This window comes from Modestobacter lapidis, from assembly GCF_054780755.1.
Window position 1 is genome coordinate 312,778 of sequence record NZ_BAAGVS010000002.1, and the last position, 18,474, is coordinate 331,251.

18 protein-coding genes are annotated in these 18,474 nt (G+C 72.9%); 7 read left to right on the forward strand and 11 right to left on the reverse strand.

The window, feature by feature from the left end; translation table 11 throughout:
* Nucleotides 1–5: 5 nt before the first annotated feature.
* From ACYVG5_RS04130 to ACYVG5_RS04160, 7 genes are all read right to left on the reverse strand, one after another.
* On the reverse strand, nt 6–1,040 hold the full coding sequence (locus tag ACYVG5_RS04130; RefSeq protein ID WP_222046845.1) for an alpha/beta fold hydrolase: 1,035 nt from the start codon (nt 1,038–1,040) through the stop codon (nt 6–8).
* A 26-nt stretch (nt 1,041–1,066) separates the two neighbouring features.
* On the reverse strand, nt 1,067–1,894 hold the full coding sequence (locus ACYVG5_RS04135) for an MOSC domain-containing protein (RefSeq protein WP_222046846.1): 828 nt from the start codon (nt 1,892–1,894) through the stop codon (nt 1,067–1,069).
* Between the two features lie 68 nt (nt 1,895–1,962).
* On the reverse strand, nt 1,963–2,235 hold the full coding sequence (locus tag ACYVG5_RS04140; protein ID WP_222046848.1) for an FmdB family zinc ribbon protein: 273 nt from the start codon (nt 2,233–2,235) through the stop codon (nt 1,963–1,965).
* Between the two features lie 86 nt (nt 2,236–2,321).
* On the reverse strand, nt 2,322–3,581 hold the full coding sequence (fmdA, locus tag ACYVG5_RS04145; RefSeq protein ID WP_222046850.1) for a formamidase: 1,260 nt from the start codon (nt 3,579–3,581) through the stop codon (nt 2,322–2,324).
* Between the two features lie 47 nt (nt 3,582–3,628).
* Complete coding sequence (gene fmdA, locus ACYVG5_RS04150) at nt 3,629–4,882, reverse strand: formamidase (RefSeq protein ID WP_222046853.1); 1,254 nt, start codon at nt 4,880–4,882, stop codon at nt 3,629–3,631.
* Between the two features lie 71 nt (nt 4,883–4,953).
* A complete protein-coding gene (locus ACYVG5_RS04155) occupies nt 4,954–5,691 on the reverse strand; it encodes an AmiS/UreI family transporter (RefSeq protein WP_222046855.1) in 738 nt (245 codons plus the stop codon).
* Between the two features lie 65 nt (nt 5,692–5,756).
* The gene (locus ACYVG5_RS04160; RefSeq protein ID WP_222046857.1) at nt 5,757–6,041 is read right to left on the reverse strand and encodes an FmdB family zinc ribbon protein; all 285 of its coding nucleotides are present in this window, start codon (nt 6,039–6,041) and stop codon (nt 5,757–5,759) included.
* 330 nt (nt 6,042–6,371) lie between these two features.
* Here ACYVG5_RS04160 and ACYVG5_RS04165 point away from each other — a divergent pair, with 330 nt between their 5' ends.
* Nucleotides 6,372–7,499 carry an MFS transporter gene (locus ACYVG5_RS04165; RefSeq protein WP_222046859.1) on the forward strand — a complete coding sequence of 376 codons (1,128 nt, stop codon included), beginning with the start codon at nt 6,372–6,374 and terminating at the stop codon, nt 7,497–7,499.
* 12 nt (nt 7,500–7,511) lie between these two features.
* Here the strand turns inward: ACYVG5_RS04165 and pntB are convergent, their stop codons facing one another.
* Together pntB and ACYVG5_RS04175 are read right to left on the reverse strand one after the other, a co-directional pair.
* Nucleotides 7,512–8,918, reverse strand: a complete 1,407-nt coding sequence (gene pntB / locus ACYVG5_RS04170) for a Re/Si-specific NAD(P)(+) transhydrogenase subunit beta (RefSeq protein WP_222046861.1) — start codon at nt 8,916–8,918, stop codon at nt 7,512–7,514.
* 4 nt (nt 8,919–8,922) lie between these two features.
* Nucleotides 8,923–10,458, reverse strand: coding sequence for a Re/Si-specific NAD(P)(+) transhydrogenase subunit alpha (locus tag ACYVG5_RS04175; RefSeq protein ID WP_222046863.1), 1,536 nt, complete (start codon nt 10,456–10,458; stop codon nt 8,923–8,925).
* Between the two features lie 214 nt (nt 10,459–10,672).
* Here ACYVG5_RS04175 and ACYVG5_RS04180 point away from each other — a divergent pair, with 214 nt between their 5' ends.
* The 4 genes from ACYVG5_RS04180 (at nt 10,673) to ACYVG5_RS04195 (ending at nt 14,017) form a co-directional block, all read left to right on the forward strand.
* Entirely contained in the window at nt 10,673–11,038 is a 366-nt protein-coding gene (locus ACYVG5_RS04180) for an ArsR/SmtB family transcription factor (RefSeq protein ID WP_246629831.1), read from the forward strand.
* The gene (locus tag ACYVG5_RS04185) at nt 11,035–11,517 is read left to right on the forward strand and encodes an SRPBCC family protein (protein WP_222046867.1); all 483 of its coding nucleotides are present in this window, start codon (nt 11,035–11,037) and stop codon (nt 11,515–11,517) included. The genes ACYVG5_RS04180 and ACYVG5_RS04185 overlap by 4 nt, the downstream gene beginning before the upstream one ends.
* A 5-nt stretch (nt 11,518–11,522) precedes the next feature.
* Nucleotides 11,523–11,927, forward strand: a complete 405-nt coding sequence (locus ACYVG5_RS04190) for a DoxX family protein (protein WP_460682980.1) — start codon at nt 11,523–11,525, stop codon at nt 11,925–11,927.
* Between the two features lie 299 nt (nt 11,928–12,226).
* Nucleotides 12,227–14,017 (forward strand): FAD-dependent oxidoreductase, encoded by a 1,791-nt coding sequence (locus ACYVG5_RS04195; protein ID WP_222046869.1) that lies wholly within the window; start codon nt 12,227–12,229, stop codon nt 14,015–14,017.
* 73 nt (nt 14,018–14,090) lie between these two features.
* On the opposite strand, the gene ACYVG5_RS04200 is transcribed toward ACYVG5_RS04195, so the two are convergent.
* Nucleotides 14,091–14,894 carry an IclR family transcriptional regulator gene (locus tag ACYVG5_RS04200; protein WP_222046871.1) on the reverse strand — a complete coding sequence of 268 codons (804 nt, stop codon included), beginning with the start codon at nt 14,892–14,894 and terminating at the stop codon, nt 14,091–14,093.
* Between the two features lie 176 nt (nt 14,895–15,070).
* On the opposite strand from ACYVG5_RS04200, the gene ACYVG5_RS04205 reads away from it, so the two are divergent.
* Both ACYVG5_RS04205 and ACYVG5_RS04210 read left to right on the forward strand, forming a co-directional pair.
* The gene (locus ACYVG5_RS04205) at nt 15,071–16,063 is read left to right on the forward strand and encodes an ABC transporter substrate-binding protein (protein WP_222046873.1); all 993 of its coding nucleotides are present in this window, start codon (nt 15,071–15,073) and stop codon (nt 16,061–16,063) included.
* Between the two features lie 39 nt (nt 16,064–16,102).
* Nucleotides 16,103–17,314 (forward strand): cytochrome P450, encoded by a 1,212-nt coding sequence (locus ACYVG5_RS04210; protein WP_222046875.1) that lies wholly within the window; start codon nt 16,103–16,105, stop codon nt 17,312–17,314.
* A 63-nt stretch (nt 17,315–17,377) separates the two neighbouring features.
* Here ACYVG5_RS04210 and ACYVG5_RS04215 read toward each other — a convergent pair whose 3' ends face one another.
* Nucleotides 17,378–18,373 (reverse strand): ABC transporter substrate-binding protein, encoded by a 996-nt coding sequence (locus tag ACYVG5_RS04215; protein WP_222046877.1) that lies wholly within the window; start codon nt 18,371–18,373, stop codon nt 17,378–17,380.
* Nucleotides 18,374–18,474 lie beyond the last annotated feature (101 nt).

Consider the following 18,474-nt stretch of genomic DNA (forward strand, 5'->3'; position numbering starts at 1 on the left):
GCCGGTCAGACCGGGCGGGCCAGCAGCTCCTGCAAAGCCCCGTCGATGAACTCGTTGTCGGCGGGGTTCAGGCCCAGGCCGCCGAAGTGCCCGTAGATGGTGGGGATGACCCGCACCTCGCCGTCCGGGATGAACTGCGACGCCCACTCCTCGTCCTCCGGCGGGAAGTACAGGTCGGTCCGCGCCGGCATGGCCAGCAGCGGGCAGCGGATGGAGCGGAGCGCGGCCTCGGTGTCGCCGTCGAACCCGGGGGTCTGCCCGACGTCGCCGTGCTCCCAGGTCCAGAGCATGCCCAGCAGGTCGTTGGGGTCGCGCTCGTCGAGCCAATACCCCTCCCAGAACCCGACGAGGAAGTCCTCGAGCGAGGAGAAGCCGAGCTTCCGGTACTCGCGCTCCCAGTAGAAGGCCTGGGACAGGCCCCAGCCGGCGTAGATCCGGGCGAACGCGCGCAGCCCGACGGTGGGCAGCGCACCGGGGGAGTAGCGCCCGCCGTCGAACACCGGGTCGGCCGTCAGCGCCGCGCGCAGGCTCTTCAGGAACACCTGGTTGTGCTCGCTGGTGACCGACGAGCCGACGATCGGTGCCGCCCGCTTGACCATCTCGGGGTGGCTGACCGCCCACTGGTAGGTCTGCCCCGCGCCCATCGACGACCCGAGCACCAGCTCCAGGGACTCGATGCCCCACTTCTCCGTGAGCAGCCGGTGCTGCACCTCGACCTGGTCGTAGAAGGTCACGTGCGGGAAGTTCGGCCCGTCGTAGGGCGGCGGGGTGTTGCTCGGCGACGTCGACAGGCCGTTGTTCAGCTGGTTCGGGACGACGATGAAGTACTTCTCCGGGTCCAGCGCCTTGCCGGCGCCGACCGTCCAGTCGTTGGCGTCGTGCCAGGCGCTGTACCAGGTGGGGTGCACGATCACGTTGGACCGGTCGGCGTTCAGCGTGCCGTACGTCTTGTAGGCCAGCTGCGCGCCGCGCAGGGTCGCGCCGCCCTGGAGGACGACGTCCCCCAGGGCGAAGAGCTCGTGGTCGGTGGGCCGGGGCATGCGTGCTCCTGTGGCTCGGGGACTGGTCAGGCAGGCTGGACGGCGGTCTCGTCGAGCAGTTCGACGGAATCGCCGAGGGCGACCTCGCCCGGCTGCTCCACGGTGGCGTACATGCCGAGGATGACCGCGCCGTTGTCGGGGAGGTGGGCGACCGGGGTGCTGAGGTCGGTGGCGAGCTCGCCGCGGTACCGCACGATCGCCTTCAGTGTGTTGAAGTCGACCGCCCCGCTCTCGGGGCTCTCGTTCGTGACCACGCAGCGCGGCACCGGGCCGACCACCTGCACGGTCGCGCCGCCGATCCGCAGGCGCCGGCCGGCCCAGGTGTCCTCCTCGTGCACGTCGCAGCCATCCACCTCGACCAGCATCCGGAACCGGCGGTGGTCCAGGCGCTCGCCGTCGGGGGTGACGCTGCGCAGGTGCTCGATGGTCGCCGAGGAGATCAGCGTGACCGGGTGCACGTCGACCGCGTCGCCGGGGCGGTCGGCCGCGACCAGGTGCACCTCCTCACCGACGAAGTCCGACAGCGCCGCCGACCAGGGCCCCGACACGAGGTGCCCGTCGACGTCACGGCCGTAGAAGTTCGTGCACACCGCCTCGCCGAGGTCGGCGGCCCGGCCCTCGACGGGCGGACGGTCGGGGAACCGCAGGGTCAGGTGCGCAGCGGCGGGGTCGAACTCCGCGGTGAGGCGCACGAGCGGGCCGTGCTGCTTGCCGTTGAAGAGCCGCCGCTGGGCGTCCACGAGGTGGAAGCGCCGGTTCTCCAGCACTCCGTTGTCGGTGACCGTCACGGTCTGCGGATGGTGCAGGGCGGTGCCCTTGACCGGGGTGGTCGAGAGGCGGGAGACGAGCGGCATGGCCCTCCGTCCGGTGCGGGTACTGGTGCTGTGGACCGTAGCCGGGGCCGGGTGGCCCCGCTGTTCGGTCAGTGCCGGTGGGCGCCGCGACCGGGCAGCCGCCGCCCTGCGGGCGGGCCGGTGACCACCGGCTCACCGCTGCGCGCGCGGTCCACCCGCGCGCGGTCGGCCCGCCCGGCGTCGCGCAGCACCCCGGTGGCGACGGAGCCCACTCCCACCCGGTAGCGGCGCTGCGCCGCTCCGTCGCAGGCCGGGCACGCCGCCGTCGATGCGGCCTCGCGCATGTCGCGGTGCAGGTCGAAGGGGCCGCACCGGGGGCAGGAGAACTCGTACAGCGGCATGCGGTGCCTTCTCTCGGGACGTCGGGAGGAACGTGGTCCGGGGCGGGGCACGCCCGCCCCGGACCACGGGTCGGTGGATCGGTGGGTCAGTCGGCCGTCAGGTCCCGGCCTCCTCCGGCGCCGGGCAGGATGTTCCGGTCGAAGATCGACAACGGGATGCTGATCGACACCGCGCTGTTCGGGATGTCGACCACGCCGCCGATCCGGCCGTCGATGGGTGCCGCTCCCAGGAACAGGTAGGCCTGCTCGAAGGTCCAGTCCATCGCCGGCATCAGGAAGTTGATGGCGTTGAGGCAGGCCTGGCGGTAGGCGACGGTGGCGTTCATGTAGTAGTTCCGGCCGTCCTCGACGCTGATGCCCTCGAAGGTGATGAACTCCGAGTAGTTCGGCCCGACCCGGCCGGGCTTGAAGAACGGCATCGACTGCTTGTACCGGTCCATCCCGCCCTTGATCAGATCGAAGTGCAGGTCGATGAACCCGGGCATCTCGATCGCGCCGCAGAAGGTGATCTCGCCGTCGCCCTGAGCGAAGTGCAGGTCACCGATGGAGAACTTCGCCCCGGGCACGTACACCGGCATGTAGACCCGGCTGCCCACGCCGAGGTCCTTGATGTCGACGTTGCCACCGTGCTCCCGCGGCGGGATGGTGCGGCAGGCCTCGGCGGCCGCCCGCTCCAGGTCCGCGCCGCTCAACGTCCCGAGCAGGGCGTCCTTGGACAACGGCGGCAGGGCGAGCGCGGGGACCTGCGGCGTGCCGGGGACGTCCCCCTCGTGCGCGGGGATGTCGCCGGTGACCCGGTCGGGGTTCTGGTCGATCAGCGCCTGCTCCCGCCGGTTCCACTCCGCCAGCAGGTCGGGCGAGGGCGCGCAGCCGAAGAGGCCCGGGTGGGAGTTGCCGATGAACCGGACCCCGGGGACGTGCCGGCTGCTGGTCCAGATCCCGTCGAGGTCCCAGATCGCCTTGGACGCCTGGGGGGAGTAGTCGGTGAGGAACCCGCCGCCGTTCTCCTTGGCGAAGATGCCCGTGTAGCCCCACTCCTGCTCCTGGAAGGGGCCGATGTCGACGATGTCGACGACCAGCAGGTCACCGGGTTCGGCGCCCTCGATGGCGATCGGCCCACTGAGCATGTGGCACGGGTCGATGTTCATGTCGCGGATGTCATCGGCGTCGTCGGTGTTGCGGACCTGATCGTCGGTCCAGTCCTTGCACTCGATCCGGTAGGTCCCGCCGGGGGCCACGGTGTTGGCCGGGGGGATGTCGGGGTGCCAGCGGTTGTGGCCGGGCACCGCCTGGTCGCGCATCGACACGCTCAGGTCGCGGTTGATCTCGAAGATCACTTCGGGCACGGGAACTCCTCAGGTCTGTGCGGGTGGGGGTGGACGGACGGGCATGCTCAGAAGCTCGACCGGGGAACGCCCATGCCGGGATCGATCCGGGCCGGCCCGGACGCCGACGGCGCGACGTCGAAGTCGAAGATCCCGGTCGGGAGGTAGACGGTGGAGCAGGAGTTGGGGATGTCGACCACCCCGGACAGCCGGCCCTCGATCGGTGCGGCGCCGAGGATCATGTACGCCTGCTCCGGGGAGTAGCCGAACTTCGTCAGGTAGTCGATCGCGTGCAGGCAGGCGCGCTGGTAGGACAGGTGGGAGTCCAGGTAGCGCTGCTCGTCGTCCAGGGTCACCGACGTTCCGGAGAAGGCCAGCCACTTCTCGTACCGTGGGTCGACGTTGCCCGGCATGAAGATGGCGTTCTCGCTGACCCCGTAGGTCTCCATGCCGCCCTTGATCAGGTCGACGTGCAGGTCGATGAAGCCACCCATCTCGATGGCGCCGCAGAAGGTGATCTCGCCGTCGCCCTGGGAGAAGTGCAGGTCGCCCACCGAGAGCTTCGCGCTCGGCACGAACACCGGGTAGAAGATCCGGCTGCCCTTGGTCAGGTTCTTGATGTCCTGGTTGCCGCCGTTCTCCCGGGGCGGAGCGGTGCGGGCGGCCTCGCCGGCGACCCGGTCGAACTCCGCACCCTCCAGCCCGCCGAGGATGGCGTCCTGGGGGAGGGGCGGCAGGGCCAGCGGTGGCACCCGGTCGGGGTCGGTGGCGATGAGGGCGCCCTCCCGCCGGTTCCAGCGGGCCAGCAGGTCCGCCGAGGGCGCGGTGCCCATCAGGCCGGGGTGCACGATCCCGGTGAAGGAGACGCCGGGGACGTGCCGGGACGTCGCGGTCTGCCCGGAGAAGTCCCAGATCACCTTGTAGGCGTCCGGGAACTGGTCGGTGAGGAACCCCCCGCCGTTCTGCTTGGCGAAGATGCCCGTGTACCCCCACCCCTGTCCGGCCAGCGGGCCGGCGTCCTCCTGCGGAATCGGTCCCACGTCCAGGATGTCGACGATCAGCAGGTCGCCGGGCTCGGCGCCCTCCACCGCGAAGGGGCCGCTGAGCACGTGGACCGTCGACAGCGGTGCGTCCCGGATGTCGTCGGCCGAGTCGTCGTTGTGGATGGCCCCGTCGAACCACTCGCGGCAATCCACCCGGAAGCTGTCGCCGGGACGGACGGTCACCTGGGCGGGGATGTCGGGGTGCCAGCGGTTGTGGCCCAGGTGCTGCTGATCGGTGAACTTCTTGCTGGAGTCGAGGGGGAAGACGAGGTCGGGCATGGCGGGGTCTCCGTTCGGGGATGGACGGGATCACGAGGCCGGTCGACGGGCTCCGGTGTGACGGGCTGCGGTCACCTCCCCGCGTCGGCGTTCGGGCGCTGCGGAGGGGGGTCGGTGCGCACGTCACCAGGCCGGTCCGGCCGCACCTCCGTGCCACGGGCGCGCGGTGCTTCAGGGGCGCCGGCCGGAACGGGCGCCGCCGGCGGCACCCCGGGCTCCGGGTGCCCGCGGAAGCGGGGGTAGAGAACCGCCAGCGCGATGACGCCCAGGACGGCCAGCGCGATGGCCCACGTGGTCGTGTAGTCCACCCAGACGCCGGTGAGCAGCAGGAACGCCGGGATCGCGCCGGTGACCACGCCACAGAGCAGGCAGAACGCACCGGTGAACCGGGTGTACTGCTCCTGCTTGAGGCCGAGGACGACGAAGAACAGCGCCCACAGCACTGCCCAGTAGAGCCAGATGACGCCGAATGCCGGGTCGTCGAACCGGCCGAAGTTCAGCCCGGCGTAGACCAGCGCGCAGCAGGCCACGAACGCGGAGAACCAGCCGACTCCGGTGCCGTCCAGGTTGGCGAGCAGGTTGAACGCGACGTACAGGTAGGTGAAGCCGAACAGGTAGAGACCGCCGGCCGAGAGGATGACATCGGGGTCACCGCCGGAGGTGAAGATGAGGTACGTGGGTGTGATCACCTGGAGCGCACCCACGAAGATGTTCATCGGGGCCGCTGCCCGGGCCTCCACCAGCCCCAGCAGCATCAGCCCGTTGATCGCCAGCACCGCTCCCACGTACAGAAGCCCGACATTGCCCATCTGGGTTCATCTCCTCGATCACCGATGGAGCTGGGTTGGTCCCCGTGAACGGCCGTGCACGTCGGTCAGGGGCGCGGCAGGCGCGCCAGGGCGGGGTTGCGCGGGAGCGCCGCAGCCGACGGGTGCCGGGCCGGCGGCCCGGACACCACCGCGGGTTCGTCGCGGCTCTGCTCGGTGCGGTCGAGAAGGGCCCGGCGCACCGGCGACCCGAACGAGAGCCGGGGGGCGGTGAACACGCGGGCGGCGTCCGCTCCGCAGGCGGGGCAGCGAACCGTCGCCGGCGCACTGCCCATCGCGCAGCGGGTCTCGGTCGGACCGTGGTCGGGGCAGCGGTACTGGTAGACGGCCATGTCGCACCTCCGGATGCACCGGCGGAGGGGCTTTCGACCCTCCTGGATCAGCCGACCCTGGCCCTGGCCCGAGTCGGCGGTCAAGCCGCGGCAGGTCCTCGGCGCCGGACCAGCGGGCGTTCTCCGCAGGACCATCGGCGCGCCGTCACCGACCGGGTGGGAGCCACCCGGCATGTCGGCTGGATCGACCCGATATCGGCCGTAATGCGGCGCCGCCGGGTCGGTCGGGAGCCGCTTGACGGTTCGCCGTCCGGGCCGGGACGGTGAACGGCGTCCACCGCTGCCCACCCGGGGAGGGTTCAGCTGGAGCGGCCCGTCGCGTGCGGAGTGGTGGCGAACCTGGCGGCCGGGACGCTGTTCGGCTGGAGCCTGGTGGCCGAGCAGGCGACCGCGGACGTGGGCGCACCGGGCTCCGCCGGTGCCGCCGTCTTCGCGGCCGCGATCGCCGTGTTCACCGTGGCGCTGCTGACGACCGGCCGTGCCCTGCGCACGGTGGGGCCCCGCCGGCTGCTCGGCGGTGCGGCCGGCGCGGCCGCCGCCGGCCTCGGCGTGGCGGCGACGGGACACCACCCGCTGGCGCTGTGGGCCGGTATCGCGCTGCTGTTCGGTGCCGCGAGCGGGGTCGGCTACGGCGTCGCGGTCGGGCTCGCCGCCCGGTCGCCCGCCCCCCGCCGGGGAACGGCGACCGGCCTCGTCGTCGCCGCCTACGCCGCCGGGCCGGTGCTGCTGGGAGTGCTGGCGCCCGCTGCGCTCGCCGCGGCCGGCTGGCGGACCTGCCTGGCCGTGCTGTCGGTGGTGGTCGGTGGGCTGCTGGCCGCGGCGGCGCTGCTCGCTCCACCGGACCGGACGGCGCAGCGCGGCCGGCCGGCGGCCGGGCCGCCGCCGCGGCGCACCGTCGTCCTGCTCTGGGTGCTCTTCGCCGGCGGATCCGCACCCGGACTGCTGCTGTTCGCCATGGCCGCCCCCGTCGCCACCGGCCGCGGGCTGACCGCGGGCGCGGCCGGGGTGGCCGTCTCGCTGCTGGCCGCCGGGAACCTGGCCGGGCGGCTGGCCGCCGGCTGGTGGTCCGACCGGGTCGGCCGGGTACCCGCCCTGGCGACGGCGCTGGGGGTCGCCGCGGTCTCGGTGGCCGGTCTCGGGAGCCCGACGGCCCCGGAGGTGGTCCTCGGGTCGTTCACCGGCACGGGCCTGGCCTACGGGGCGGTGTCCGCGCTGGTGCCGGCGGTCACCGCCGACCGGGTCGGGGCCGGTGCCTTTCCCCGGGCCTACGGCCGGGTGTTCACCGCCTGGGGGTGTGCGGGCCTCGTGGCACCGCTGGCCGGAGGAGCGCTTCCCGGTACCGACGAGCTCGGCCTCGTGCTGGTCGCCGCGGTGGCCCTGGTCCCGGCGGCGGTCGCGCTGCGCATGCTCGCACCGGGTCGGTCGCCGTCCGGGGCCGGAGGTGGGGCAGGGCCGTGACCGCCCGGAAGGTCACAGCGCGCGCAGGATGTCCTCCACGCGTTCCTTGGCGTCGCCGAACAGCATGGCGCTGTTGGACCGGAAGAACAGCGGGTTCTGCACACCGGCGTAGCCGGTGTTCATCGACCGCTTGAACACCACGACGTCCTCGGCCTCCCAGACGTGCAGTACCGGCATGCCGGCGATCGGGCTGCCCGGGTCGTCGAGGGCGGCGGGGTTGACGGTGTCGTTGGCGCCGATGACCAGGACGACGGAGGTGTCGGGGAAGTCGTCGTTGATCTCGTCCATCTCCAGGACGACGTCGTAGGGCACCTTCGCCTCGGCCAGCAGCACGTTCATGTGCCCGGGCAGCCGGCCGGCGACCGGGTGGATGCCGAACCGCACCGGCACGCCCAGCTCGCGCAGCCGGCGGGTCAGTTCGGCGACCGGGTACTGCGCCTGCGCGACCGCCATGCCGTATCCGGGGGTGATGACCACCGAGGTGGCCTCCTTGAGCAGCTGCGCGGTGTCCGCGGCGCTGATCTCGCGGTGCTCGCCGTGGTCGACGTCACCGGCGGCGCTGCCCTCGTTGCCGAAGCCGCCGGCGATGACCGACAGGAACGACCGGTTCATCGCCCGGCACATCACGTAGGACAGGTAGGCACCGGACGACCCGACCAGCGCGCCGGTGACGATGAGCAGGTCGTTGCCGAGTAGGAAGCCCGAGGCCGCGGCCGCCCAGCCGGAGTAGCTGTTGAGCATCGACACGACCACGGGCATGTCGCCGCCGCCGATCGAGGCGACCAGGTGCCAGCCCAGGGCCAGGGCGAGCACCGTGACGGCGGCGAGCAGGCCCAGGCCCGGCTCGAGGACGAAGAGCACGGTCAGGACGGCGAACGCCGCCAGTGCGCCGAGGTTGAGCAGGTTCCGGCCGGGAAGCACCAGGGGGTTGGACCGGATGCGGGCCGACAACTTGAGGAAGGCGACGATCGAGCCGGTGAACGTCACCGCGCCGATGAAGACGCCGATCACGACCTCGGCGGAGTGGATGCCCAGCAGTCCGGGGGCCACCTCGGTCTGCTCGCCCGGGCGGGCCTCGACCGACAGGTAGCCGTTCCAGCCGACGAGCACGGCGGCCAGGCCGACGAAGCTGTGCAGGATCGCGATGAGCTCGGGCATGCCGGTCATCTGGACCAGGCGGGCCCGCCACAGCCCGATCGCGGCGCCGACGCCCATGGCGCCGGCCAGCAGGGCCAGCCCGGTGCCGCTGCTGCTGCGCGCGGCCAGCGTGACGGTCGCGGCCAGCGCCACCGCCATGCCGGCCATGCCGAAGGCGTTGCCGGCCCGGGCCGACTCGTGCCGGGACAGCCCGGCCAGGCTGAGGATGAACAGCAGCGCCGCGACGACGTACGCCGCCTGGACGGCGGACTCGACAGACACCGGTTCAGCCCCTCGTGAACATGCCGAGCATGCGGCGGGTCACGGCGAACCCGCCGAACACGTTGATGCTGGCCACCAGCACCGCGACGGTGGCGAGCGTGGTGACGACGGCGTCACCGTGCCCGACCTGCAGGAGCGCGCCGACCACGATGATCCCGGAGATCGCGTTGGTGACCGACATCAGCGGGGTGTGCAGGGCGTGATGGACGTGCCCGATGACGTAGAAGCCGATCACGATCGCGAGTGAGAAGACCGTGAGATGCCCGCGCAGGTCCGCCGGGGACAGCGCGGTGAGCACGAACAGCAGCACTGCCCCCACCCCGGCCAGGGCGGCCCGGCGGGCCGGCGACGGCGCCGCCTTCGGAGCCGCGGGCGTGACCGACGCGGCCGGTGAGGATGCCGGTGGCGTGGCCGACACCGGTACGGGCGGAGGTGGCCAGGTCATCTCGCCGCGGTGCACCACGGTCATCGCGCGCTGCACCACGTCGTCCTGGTCGAGCACGAGCCGGCCGTCCTTGCCCGGTGTCAGGAGCTTCAGCAGGTTGACCAGGTTGGTGGCGTAGAGCTGGGAGGCCTGCGCCGGCAGCCGGCCGGGCAGGTCGGTGTAGCCGATGATCGACACGCCGTTGCCGGTGACCACCACCTCGTCGGCGACGGTGCCGGCCACGTTGCCGCCCATCGCGGCGGCCATGTCGACGAGAACGCTGCCCGGCCGCATGCCGGCCACCATCTCCGCGGTGATCAGCCGCGGCGCGGGGCGGCCGGGGATCAGCGCGGTGGTGATGATGATGTCGACGTCGCGGGCCTGCTCGGCGTAGACCTCGGCGGCCCGGCGGTCGTAGTCGGCGGAGGTCTCCCGGGCGTAGCCGTCGGCGCTGACGGTCTGCTCGGCCGGCGCGACGGCCACGTACTCCCCGCCCAGCGAGCGGATCTGTTCGGCGACCTCCGGCCGGACGTCGGTGGCCCGCACGATCGCGCCCAGGCTGCTGGCCGCCCCGATCGCGGCCAGCCCGGCCACTCCCGCGCCGACGACCAGCACCTTGGCGGGGGGCACCTTGCCCGCCGCGGTCACCTGCCCGGTGAAGAACCGGCCGAAGGCGTGCGCCGCCTCGATCACCGCGCGGTAGCCGGCGATGTTGGCCATCGAGCTCAGCACGTCCAGCGACTGTGCCCGGGAGATCCGCGGCACGGCATCCATCGCCAGCGCGGTGACTCCCCGCCGGGCCAGGGCGTCGAGCAGGTCGGGGTTCAGCGCCGGCGCGAGCAGGCTGACCAGCACGGCGTCGTCCCGGAGCCGGTCGATCTCGCCGTCCGCCGGGGCATTGACCCGCAGGACCACGTCGCACCGCCACGCCGCGTCGTCGTCGCCGACCTCCGCGCCGGCCGCGGCGTAGGCCGCATCGGGGAAGCTGCTGGCCCGTCCCGCGCCGGCGGCGACGACGATCTCGTGGCCGAGCGCCCGCAGGTGCGGAACGGTGGTCGGGGTGGTGGCGACCCGGGTCTCACCGGGGCGCGACTCGCGGGGCACGCCGATCCGCACGCAGCACTCCGTTCAGCACTGGACCGGCCTCGGTGCCGGCCCAGGGAAGCCCGCGCGCGGTGCCGCCCGATGGTCGGGACGGCCGTGCGCGGAGCCTGCAGCATGCCGGGCGCGGCCCCGGGAGGAGGAGGCGGCCCCCCGTGGTCAACCAGGCGGTTGACAATGTCGACGGCCCGGCGCACGCTGTACTCAACCGATCGGTTGAGGAGACGTGATGGCCGACCGACTGTCCCGGGTGTTCGCCGCGCTGGCCGATCCCACCCGGCGCGACATGGTGGCCCGGCTCGCCGCCGGGGACGCCACCGTCAACGAGCTCGCCGGGCCCTACCAGGTGACGCTGCAGGCGGTGTCCAAGCACCTCAAGGTGCTCGAGGACGCCGGGCTGGTCAGTCGCACCCGCGACGCGCAGCGTCGCCCGGTGCACCTGGAGGCCGAGGTGTTCGACCTCATGACGAAGTGGCTCGAGCGCTACCGCCGCGAGGCCGAGGAGCGCTACCGCCGGCTCGACGACGTCCTCCGGTCGATGCCGGACGACGTGCACCCCGCCCCACCGCCGCACGAAGGAGGAGCACCGACATGACCACCGCCGGCACCCACCGGACCGAGATCGTCGCCGACCCCGACGTTCCGCTCGTCCGGATCACCCGGGAGTTCGACGCGCCACCCGCGAAGGTCTTCCGCGCGCACACCGATCCGGAGCTGGTCGCCCGCTGGCTCGGCCCGCGCGATCTCGAGATGCGGATCGACCACTACGACTGCCGCACCGGCGGCTCCTACCGCTACGTGCACAGCCAGGGCGGCGAGGAGTACGGCTTCCGCGGCTGCTTCCACGAGGTGCGCCCGGCCGAGCTGATCGTCCAGACCTTCACCTTCGAGGGGATGCCGGATGGCGTGGCCCTGGAGCGGCTGGTGTTCACCGACCTCGGCGGCGGCCGGACCCGGCTCACCTCGACATCGCTGGTCGACTCCTTCGAGGCGCGCGACGCGTTCGTGGCCAGCGGCATGGAGGTCGGCGTCCGCGAGGGGTACGAGCGGCTCGACGCCCTGCTGGCCGGCTGAGCGCCGTGGACGCCGTCGCATCCGGTGCCGTCCGCCCGGCGGCCCGCCGCCGGGCCGGCGCCGCCGCGCTGTGGGTGCTGCAGGCCGCGCTGGCCGCGGTGTTCGCCGGAGCCGGGCTGACCAAGCTCGGCGGCAGCCCCGAGATGGTGCAGTTGTTCGCCGACATCGGGGCCGGGCAGCCGCTGCGGTACGTGGTCGGGGCGCTGGAGGTGGCCGGGGCCGCCGGGCTGCTGGTTCCTCGGCTGGCCGCCCCGGCGGCGGTCGGGCTGACTGCGCTCATGGCCGGGGCGACCGTCACCAACGTCGTCGTCCTCGGGGTGGGCCCGGCGATGACCCTCGGGCTGCTGGCCGCGGCCGGCGTCGTCGCCTGGAGACGCCGGGATCGGCTGCGGGCGCCGCTGCGACGCTGACCCGGCGTGGGACACGGTCCGGGCGGCCGGGCAGCTGCCCGGCCCGACCGCCGTCCTCAGGAGGAACCGGTGCGTGCCCGGCGGATCTACGGCCGCCACACTGCTCGACACCTGCGCTGGCCGAGGCGCGGCTGTGCCAGGCGGGCGCGGTCGTCGAGGTGGCGGTGGGCACCCGCCGGGCAACGGGCATCCACCAGCCGGGGTGAGTCTTGACACACTGGTGGGACGGTGCCTGTAATCGGCACGACCACAGCGCGGACGGTTGTCCGCCGCTGGCCTGCAGACGGAAGAGGACCCTCATGAGCGTTCCCGCCACGAGCACCACCGCCGACGCGCAGCCGACCATCGAGGTCGACGTCCTGGTCGTGGGCTCGGGCCCGGCGGGGGCATCCGCGGCGTTGTTCCTCGCCACCTACGGCACGTCGACGCTGCTGGTGACCAAGTACAGCCGGCTCTCCGACACCCCCCGCGCGCACATCACCAACCAGCGCACCATGGAGACGATGCGCGACATGGGCATCGAGGACACCCTCCTGGCCCTCGGCACGCCGTGGGAACTCATGGGCAACACCACGTTCTGCACCAGCCTGGCCGGCGAGGAACTGGGCCGGATCCCGTCCTGGGGCACCGACACGGTCCGGCACGCCGACTACGAGCTGCAGAGCCCCTGCACGATGCTCGACGCGCCGCAGACCATCACCGAGCCGGTGCTGATCAAAGCGGCCCAGGAGCGCGGGGCCCGGCTCCGGTTCGACACCGAGTACCTCTCCCACGTCCAGGACGACGAGGGGGTGACCACCACGGTCCGCGACCGGCTGACCGGCCGTGAGTACACGATCCGCTCGAAGTACCTGGTCGGCGCGGACGGCGCGCGCAGCAAGGTCGCCGCCGACCTCGACCTGCCCTTCGAGGGGCCGGGCGCGGTCGCCGGCGCGATGAGCATTGTCTTCGAGGCCGACCTCTCCCACCTGGTCGCGCACCGCCCGTCGGTCCTCTACTGGATGCTCCAGCCGGGCGCCGAGAAGGAGGGCGTCGGCCTGGGCGTGCTGCGCATGATCAAGCCCTGGAACGAGTGGATGCTCATGTGGGGCTACGAGGTGGCGGCCGGGCCGCCCACCTTCACCGACGAGGTCGTCCGTGAGCTGGCGGTGGCGCTCGTGGGCACCGACGACTTCGAGATGCGGGTGAAGTCCGCGTCGCCGTGGACGGTGAACCACCACTTCGCCACCACGATCGCCCGCGGCCGCGTCTTCTGCGCCGGTGACGCCGTGCACCGGCACCCGCCGACGAACGGGCTGGGCTCGAACACCTCCATCCAGGACGCCTACAACCTGGCCTGGAAGCTCTCCCACGTCATCGCCGGGACCGCCGGGCCGTCGTTGCTGGAGAGCTACGACGCCGAGCGGGCCCCCATCGCCCGGCAGATCGTGGAGCGGGCGAACCAGAGCATCGCCGACACCGGCCGGATCCTGCAGGCCCTGGACCTCTCCGACACCACCGACGTGGCCAAGCTCGAGGAGGCGCTCGCGCTGCGCAAGGCGCCCGGGCCGCAGGGGGAGAAGGTCCGCGCCGGGTTGCGTGAGGCCATCGCGTACAAGGCGCACGAGTTCGACGCGCACGGCATCGAGCACAACCAGCGCTACGCCTCCTCGGCGGTCGTGCCCGACGGCACGCCGATGCCGGAGTACCGGCGTGACCCGGTGCTCTACGCCCAGCCCACCACCTGGCCCGGCGCCAAGATCCCGCACACCTGGGTGACCCGTGCCGGCCGTCGGGTGTCGACGCTGGACCTGGTCGGCCAGGGCCGCTTCGCCCTGGTCACCGGCATCGGCGGCGCGCCCTGGCTGGAGGCCGGCCGGGCGCTGGGGGAGGAGTTCGGGCTGGGCCTCACCCCGGTGTCGATCGGCCCGGGCGAGGAGTTCGAGGACCCGTACGGCACCTGGGCCGAACTGCGCGAGATCGAGGACGGCGGACTGCTCCTGGTGCGCCCCGACCTCTACGTCGCCGCCCGGCACCTCTCCTCGCCGTCCTCGCCCGGGCAGGCTGCCGAGTGGCTGCGCGCCGCGCTGAGCAGCGTCCTGGGCCGCTGACCCGGGTGGCCCGACGGGGCTGAGCCGGGTCCGGGCAGCCCGCGCCTCCGCTCCGGGGGTGCGGGCTGCCGCGTCAGCCCGGGGCCGGGGCGTGCGGCGAGGAGAGCCGCTCGGCGCTCGGCGTGGGGAGCGCGGCGCCCAGCGTGCGCGAGATGCCGCGGGCCGCGGCCAGCAGCGCCGACACGTGCTGGCGGGGCTGGGCGTCCGCGCTGGGCACGACGACGGCCAGGGCGGCGACCACGGCGTTCCCGGACCCGTGCACCGGAACGGCGATGCCGGTGGCGTCCCGGTGCACGTGGCCGCCGGTGACCGCGTACCCCACCCGGCGCACCTCGGCCAGTTCCCGGCGCAGCCGGTTCGGGTCGATGATCGTGGCGGCGGTGTAGGGCCGCATCGGCCGGGCCAGCACCTCCTCCTGCCGCCCGGGTGGTGCGAACGCCAGCATGACCAGACCGGAGGACGACGCGTGGGCCGGGATCCGCCCGCCGACGGTCACCAGGTTGATCACCGCGTTCCGCGCCGAGAGCCGCTCGATGAACAGCACGTCGTCGCCCTCGAGCACCGACAGCTGCACGTGCTGCCGGGTGGCGGCGTGCACGTCCTCCATGAACGGCATGGCCGCCTCGCGCAGGCCCAGCGCCCGCGGTGCCCGCGCGGCCAGCTCCCACAGCCGCACGCCGACCCGCAGCCGGCCGTCCGGTGCGCGCTCCAGCAGGCCGTGCGAGACGAGCGCGACGGCCAGCCGGTGCGCCGTGGCCACCGGCAGGTCGGCGCGGCGGGCCACCTGGGAGGCGGTGAGCGGAGCGCCGTCCTCGAAGGAGTCCAGCACCCGGACGATCCGGGCCAGCACCGAGTCGCCGGTCGGTGAGTTGGCCATGCCGCCCTCCGTGTCGCCGTCCGATCCGGCTTCCCATTCAACGGGATGGGCACTGGAAAGGGTGTCGCGGGTCACCGGATCCTGCTGAGGCCCCGGTCACGGGGTCGATGCGGCGCGACGACGCCGCACGAGCAGGCGCGGCAGGTCGACGGCGACCTGCACTGGAGAGGACCCCCATGCAGCACTTCCTGACCATCCGTCCCGGCCGGACGGGCCGGCCGCTGGCCCTCGCGGCGGTGCTGGCCCTCGGGCTGACCCTCACGGCCTGTGGCGGGTCGTCGGACGACGGTGCGGGTGCGAGCGGGGACGGGGACGACGCGACGACGAGCATGAGCGTCGGCTACTTCCCGCTGGTGCACACCGCCAGCGCGGTCAACGCCGCCGAGCACGGCCTGTTCGCCGACGAGGGGCTCGAGGTCGAGCTCACGCCCACCGCAGGCGGCGCCCAGGCCATCCCGGCCCTGGTCGCCGGCGAGTTCGACATCGCCTACGGCAACTACACCTCGGCCTTCCTCGCCGCCCAGCAGGGCCTGCCGCTGCGGCTCGTGGCCGGCAACGACGTCGGCGGGGACGACCACTCCCTGCTCGTCGCGGGGAACTCGCCGCTCCAGGGCCCCGCGGACCTGGCCGGCCGCCGCATCGCGGTCAACAACCTGCTCAACATCGGCACCGTCGCGATCAACACCCTGCTCGAGGAGGCGGGGGTGGACCCGTCCTCGGTCACCTACGTCGAGCTGCCCTACCCCGACATGCAGGCCGCCCTGGAGCGCGGTGACGTGGACGCCATCTGGCAGGTGGAGCCGTTCCAGGCCAGCGCGCTGGCCGGCGGCAACCGCATCGTGCTGCCGATGTTCGCCGGGCCCACCGAGGGCATGCCGGTGGCCGGCTGGATCACCACCGAGCAGTTCGTGCAGGAGAACCCCGAGGCCGTCGAGGCCTTCCAGCGTGCGCTGGACGCCTCGATGACGGAGCTCCAGGACGACCGGGCGCGGCTGGTCGAGCTGGTGCCCACCTACACCCAGGTCCCCGCCGAGGTCGTCGAGCAGGTGGCGATGCCCACGTGGTCGGCGGAGCTGGACACCCAGCGGCTGCAGGACATCGCCGATCTGATGCTGGAGTACGAGCTCATCGACGAGGAGTTCGACGTCAGCACGATCACCGGCGGCTGAGCCCGCCGCCCCGCCCCCGATCCGATCCCGGAGGAGACCATGACCGTCGAGAGCCCGAGCACCGCCGACGTCCCGAGCCTGGACGACGACCCGTTCGGCACCGAGGTGCTGACCGATCCCTACGACTTCCACCGCCGCCTGCGCGACGCCGGCCCGGTGGTCTTCCTGCCCCGCCACGGCATCTATGCCCTGGGCCGGTTCGCGGACGTGACGGCCGCGCTGACCGACTGGGAGACCTTCGTGTCCAGTCGCGGCGCGGGGATCAGCGACTTCGCCAAGGAGGAGCCGTGGCGGCCACCGAGCCTGCTGCTGGAGGCCGACCCACCCGACCACACCGTGGTCCGGACGGCGATGAACGGGGTCATTTCCCCGCGCAGCATGCGCGCGCTGCGGGAGCGGTTCGCCGCACCGGCGAACGAGATCGCCGACCGGCTGGTCGCCCAGGGCACCGTCGATGCGGTGACCGACCTGGCCGAGGTCTATCCGCTGCAGGTGTTCCCCGACGCGGTCGGCCTGCCCGAGGCCGGCCGAGAGAACCTGCTGCCCTACGGCGGTCTGGCCTTCAACGCCTTCGGCCCCGACAACGAGCTGCGCCGCAAGGCGCTGGCCACCGCCGCGCCGGTGCAGGCCTGGGTGATGGAGCAGTGCCAGCGGGAGAACCTCGCCCCCGGCGGGTTCGGCGAGCAGATCTGGGCCGCCGCCGACCGCGGTGAGATCACCCACGAGCAGGCCCCGATGCTGGTGCGCTCGCTGCTCACCGCCGGGGTGGACACCACCGTCTACGGCATCGCCAACACCGTCTACGCGCTGTCCCGCCACCCCGGGCAGTGGGCGCAGCTGCACGGGCAGCCGGCGCGGGCCAAGTTCGCCTTCGACGAGGCGCTGCGCTGGGAGTCGCCGGTGCAGACCTTCTTCCGCACCACCACCCGCGATGTCGAGGTGGCCGGCACGACCATCCCCCGGGACACCAAGGTGCTGCTGTTCCTCGGCTCGGCGAACCGTGACCCGCGGCAGTGGGGCGAGGACGCCGACGTGCTCGACATCGGCCGGCGCGCCGCCGGGCACGTGGCCTTCGGGATGGGCGTGCACCAGTGCGTCGGGCAACCGGTGGCCCGGCTGGAGACCGAGCTGGTGCTCACCGCCCTGGCCCAGCGGGCCCGGGCGATCGAGCCCGCCGGCGATCCGGTGCCGAAGCTGAACAACACCCTCAAGGGCTGGGCGAGCGTGCCGGTCCGGCTGGTCCCGGCCTGAGGAAGGACCCCGCTGCCCCCGGCCCACTCGCGAGCTTGCGAGTGGTGGGGGCAGTGGGGGTCCTTACTCGACCCCGGCCAGCAGGGCGTCCAGGTCGGGCTCGCCGGTGAGCACGCCGTACTTCTGGCCGAGCTCGGTGAACAGTTCCAGGGTCTCCTCGCTGACGTCGGTGTTCCACACCGGCAACCGCACCTGCGCGGCGAGCTCCGGCGGCATGTCGAGGTAGGTCGGCAGGATCGCCCGGACGGCCTCCGGGTTCTGCTGGGCGTACTCCAGCGACTCCTCCAGCGCCGTGCGGAAGCGGTCGAGCACCTCGGGGTTCTCCGTGGCGAACTGCTGGCTGGTGACGTAGGTGGAGACCTCCACCTCGATGTCGGTGAAGTCGTTGAGCGGTGTGGTGAGGACCCGGATGCCCTGCGATTCACCGATGGTCACGAACGGCTCGACCAGCCACGCCGCGTCGACGTCCCCCGCGGTGACCGCGGCGGGCATGGTGGGGAAGGCCAGCTCGACGAAGTTGATCGAGTCGGGGTCACCGCCGTCGGCCTCCACCGAGGCCTTGACCACGGTGTCGCCGATGGCGTTGACGGTGTTCACCGCCACCGTCTTGCCCGACAGGTCGGCCGGGCGGGTGATCGAGTCGTCGGCGGTGACGATCGTGAACTGGTCGGTCTCCGGGTCGCCGGCGCTGTCGACGCCGCTGGCCACCACCTGCAGGGGCAGGCCGGCGGCCGAGGCGATCACCAGCGAGAGGTTGTTGGTGAACCCCACGTCGAGACTGCCGCTCACGATCCCGGGCACGATCGCGGCGCCCCCCTGCCCCGCGGAGAGCTCGAGCTCGATGCCCTGGTCGGCGAAGAACCCCTGCTCCATGCCGAGGTGGATCGGGGCGACATCGATGATCGGGATGAGGCCCAGCGTCACGGTCGCCACCTCCTGCGCACCATCACCGCCTCCGCCGGAGGCCTCGGGCTCGGCGTCCGAGCCGCAGCCCAGGGTCAGCAGGGGGAGTGCGGCGACGGCCGCGACGGCCGCCCTCCGCCGGGTGCGCAGGGACATGGGGTCTCCTCGACGGTCCGGCTGCTCCGATGCAGCCGCTGGCACACCGTGGCACGGCCGCGACGCGCGGGTCCGCTCCCCGTCCACTGAATGGCACATTC

Excerpts from the sequence above, each read along its gene's own strand:
- ACYVG5_RS04130 (WP_222046845.1), bottom strand. The coding sequence starts at position 1,040 with ATGCCCCGGCCCACCGACCACGAGCTCTTCGCCCTGGGGGACGTCGTC.
- ACYVG5_RS04135 (WP_222046846.1), bottom strand. The coding sequence starts at position 1,894 with ATGCCGCTCGTCTCCCGCCTCTCGACCACCCCGGTCAAGGGCACCGCC.
- ACYVG5_RS04140 (WP_222046848.1), bottom strand. The coding sequence starts at position 2,235 with ATGCCGCTGTACGAGTTCTCCTGCCCCCGGTGCGGCCCCTTCGACCTG.
- fmdA (WP_222046853.1), bottom strand. The coding sequence starts at position 4,882 with ATGCCCGACCTCGTCTTCCCCCTCGACTCCAGCAAGAAGTTCACCGAT.
- ACYVG5_RS04155 (WP_222046855.1), bottom strand. The coding sequence starts at position 5,691 with ATGGGCAATGTCGGGCTTCTGTACGTGGGAGCGGTGCTGGCGATCAAC.
- ACYVG5_RS04160 (WP_222046857.1), bottom strand. The coding sequence starts at position 6,041 with ATGGCCGTCTACCAGTACCGCTGCCCCGACCACGGTCCGACCGAGACC.
- ACYVG5_RS04180 (WP_246629831.1), top strand. The coding sequence starts at position 10,673 with ATGGCCGACCGACTGTCCCGGGTGTTCGCCGCGCTGGCCGATCCCACC.
- ACYVG5_RS04185 (WP_222046867.1), top strand. The coding sequence starts at position 11,035 with ATGACCACCGCCGGCACCCACCGGACCGAGATCGTCGCCGACCCCGAC.
- ACYVG5_RS04195 (WP_222046869.1), top strand. The coding sequence starts at position 12,227 with ATGAGCGTTCCCGCCACGAGCACCACCGCCGACGCGCAGCCGACCATC.
- ACYVG5_RS04200 (WP_222046871.1), bottom strand. The coding sequence starts at position 14,894 with ATGGCCAACTCACCGACCGGCGACTCGGTGCTGGCCCGGATCGTCCGG.
- ACYVG5_RS04205 (WP_222046873.1), top strand. The coding sequence starts at position 15,071 with ATGCAGCACTTCCTGACCATCCGTCCCGGCCGGACGGGCCGGCCGCTG.
- ACYVG5_RS04210 (WP_222046875.1), top strand. The coding sequence starts at position 16,103 with ATGACCGTCGAGAGCCCGAGCACCGCCGACGTCCCGAGCCTGGACGAC.
- ACYVG5_RS04215 (WP_222046877.1), bottom strand. The coding sequence starts at position 18,373 with ATGTCCCTGCGCACCCGGCGGAGGGCGGCCGTCGCGGCCGTCGCCGCA.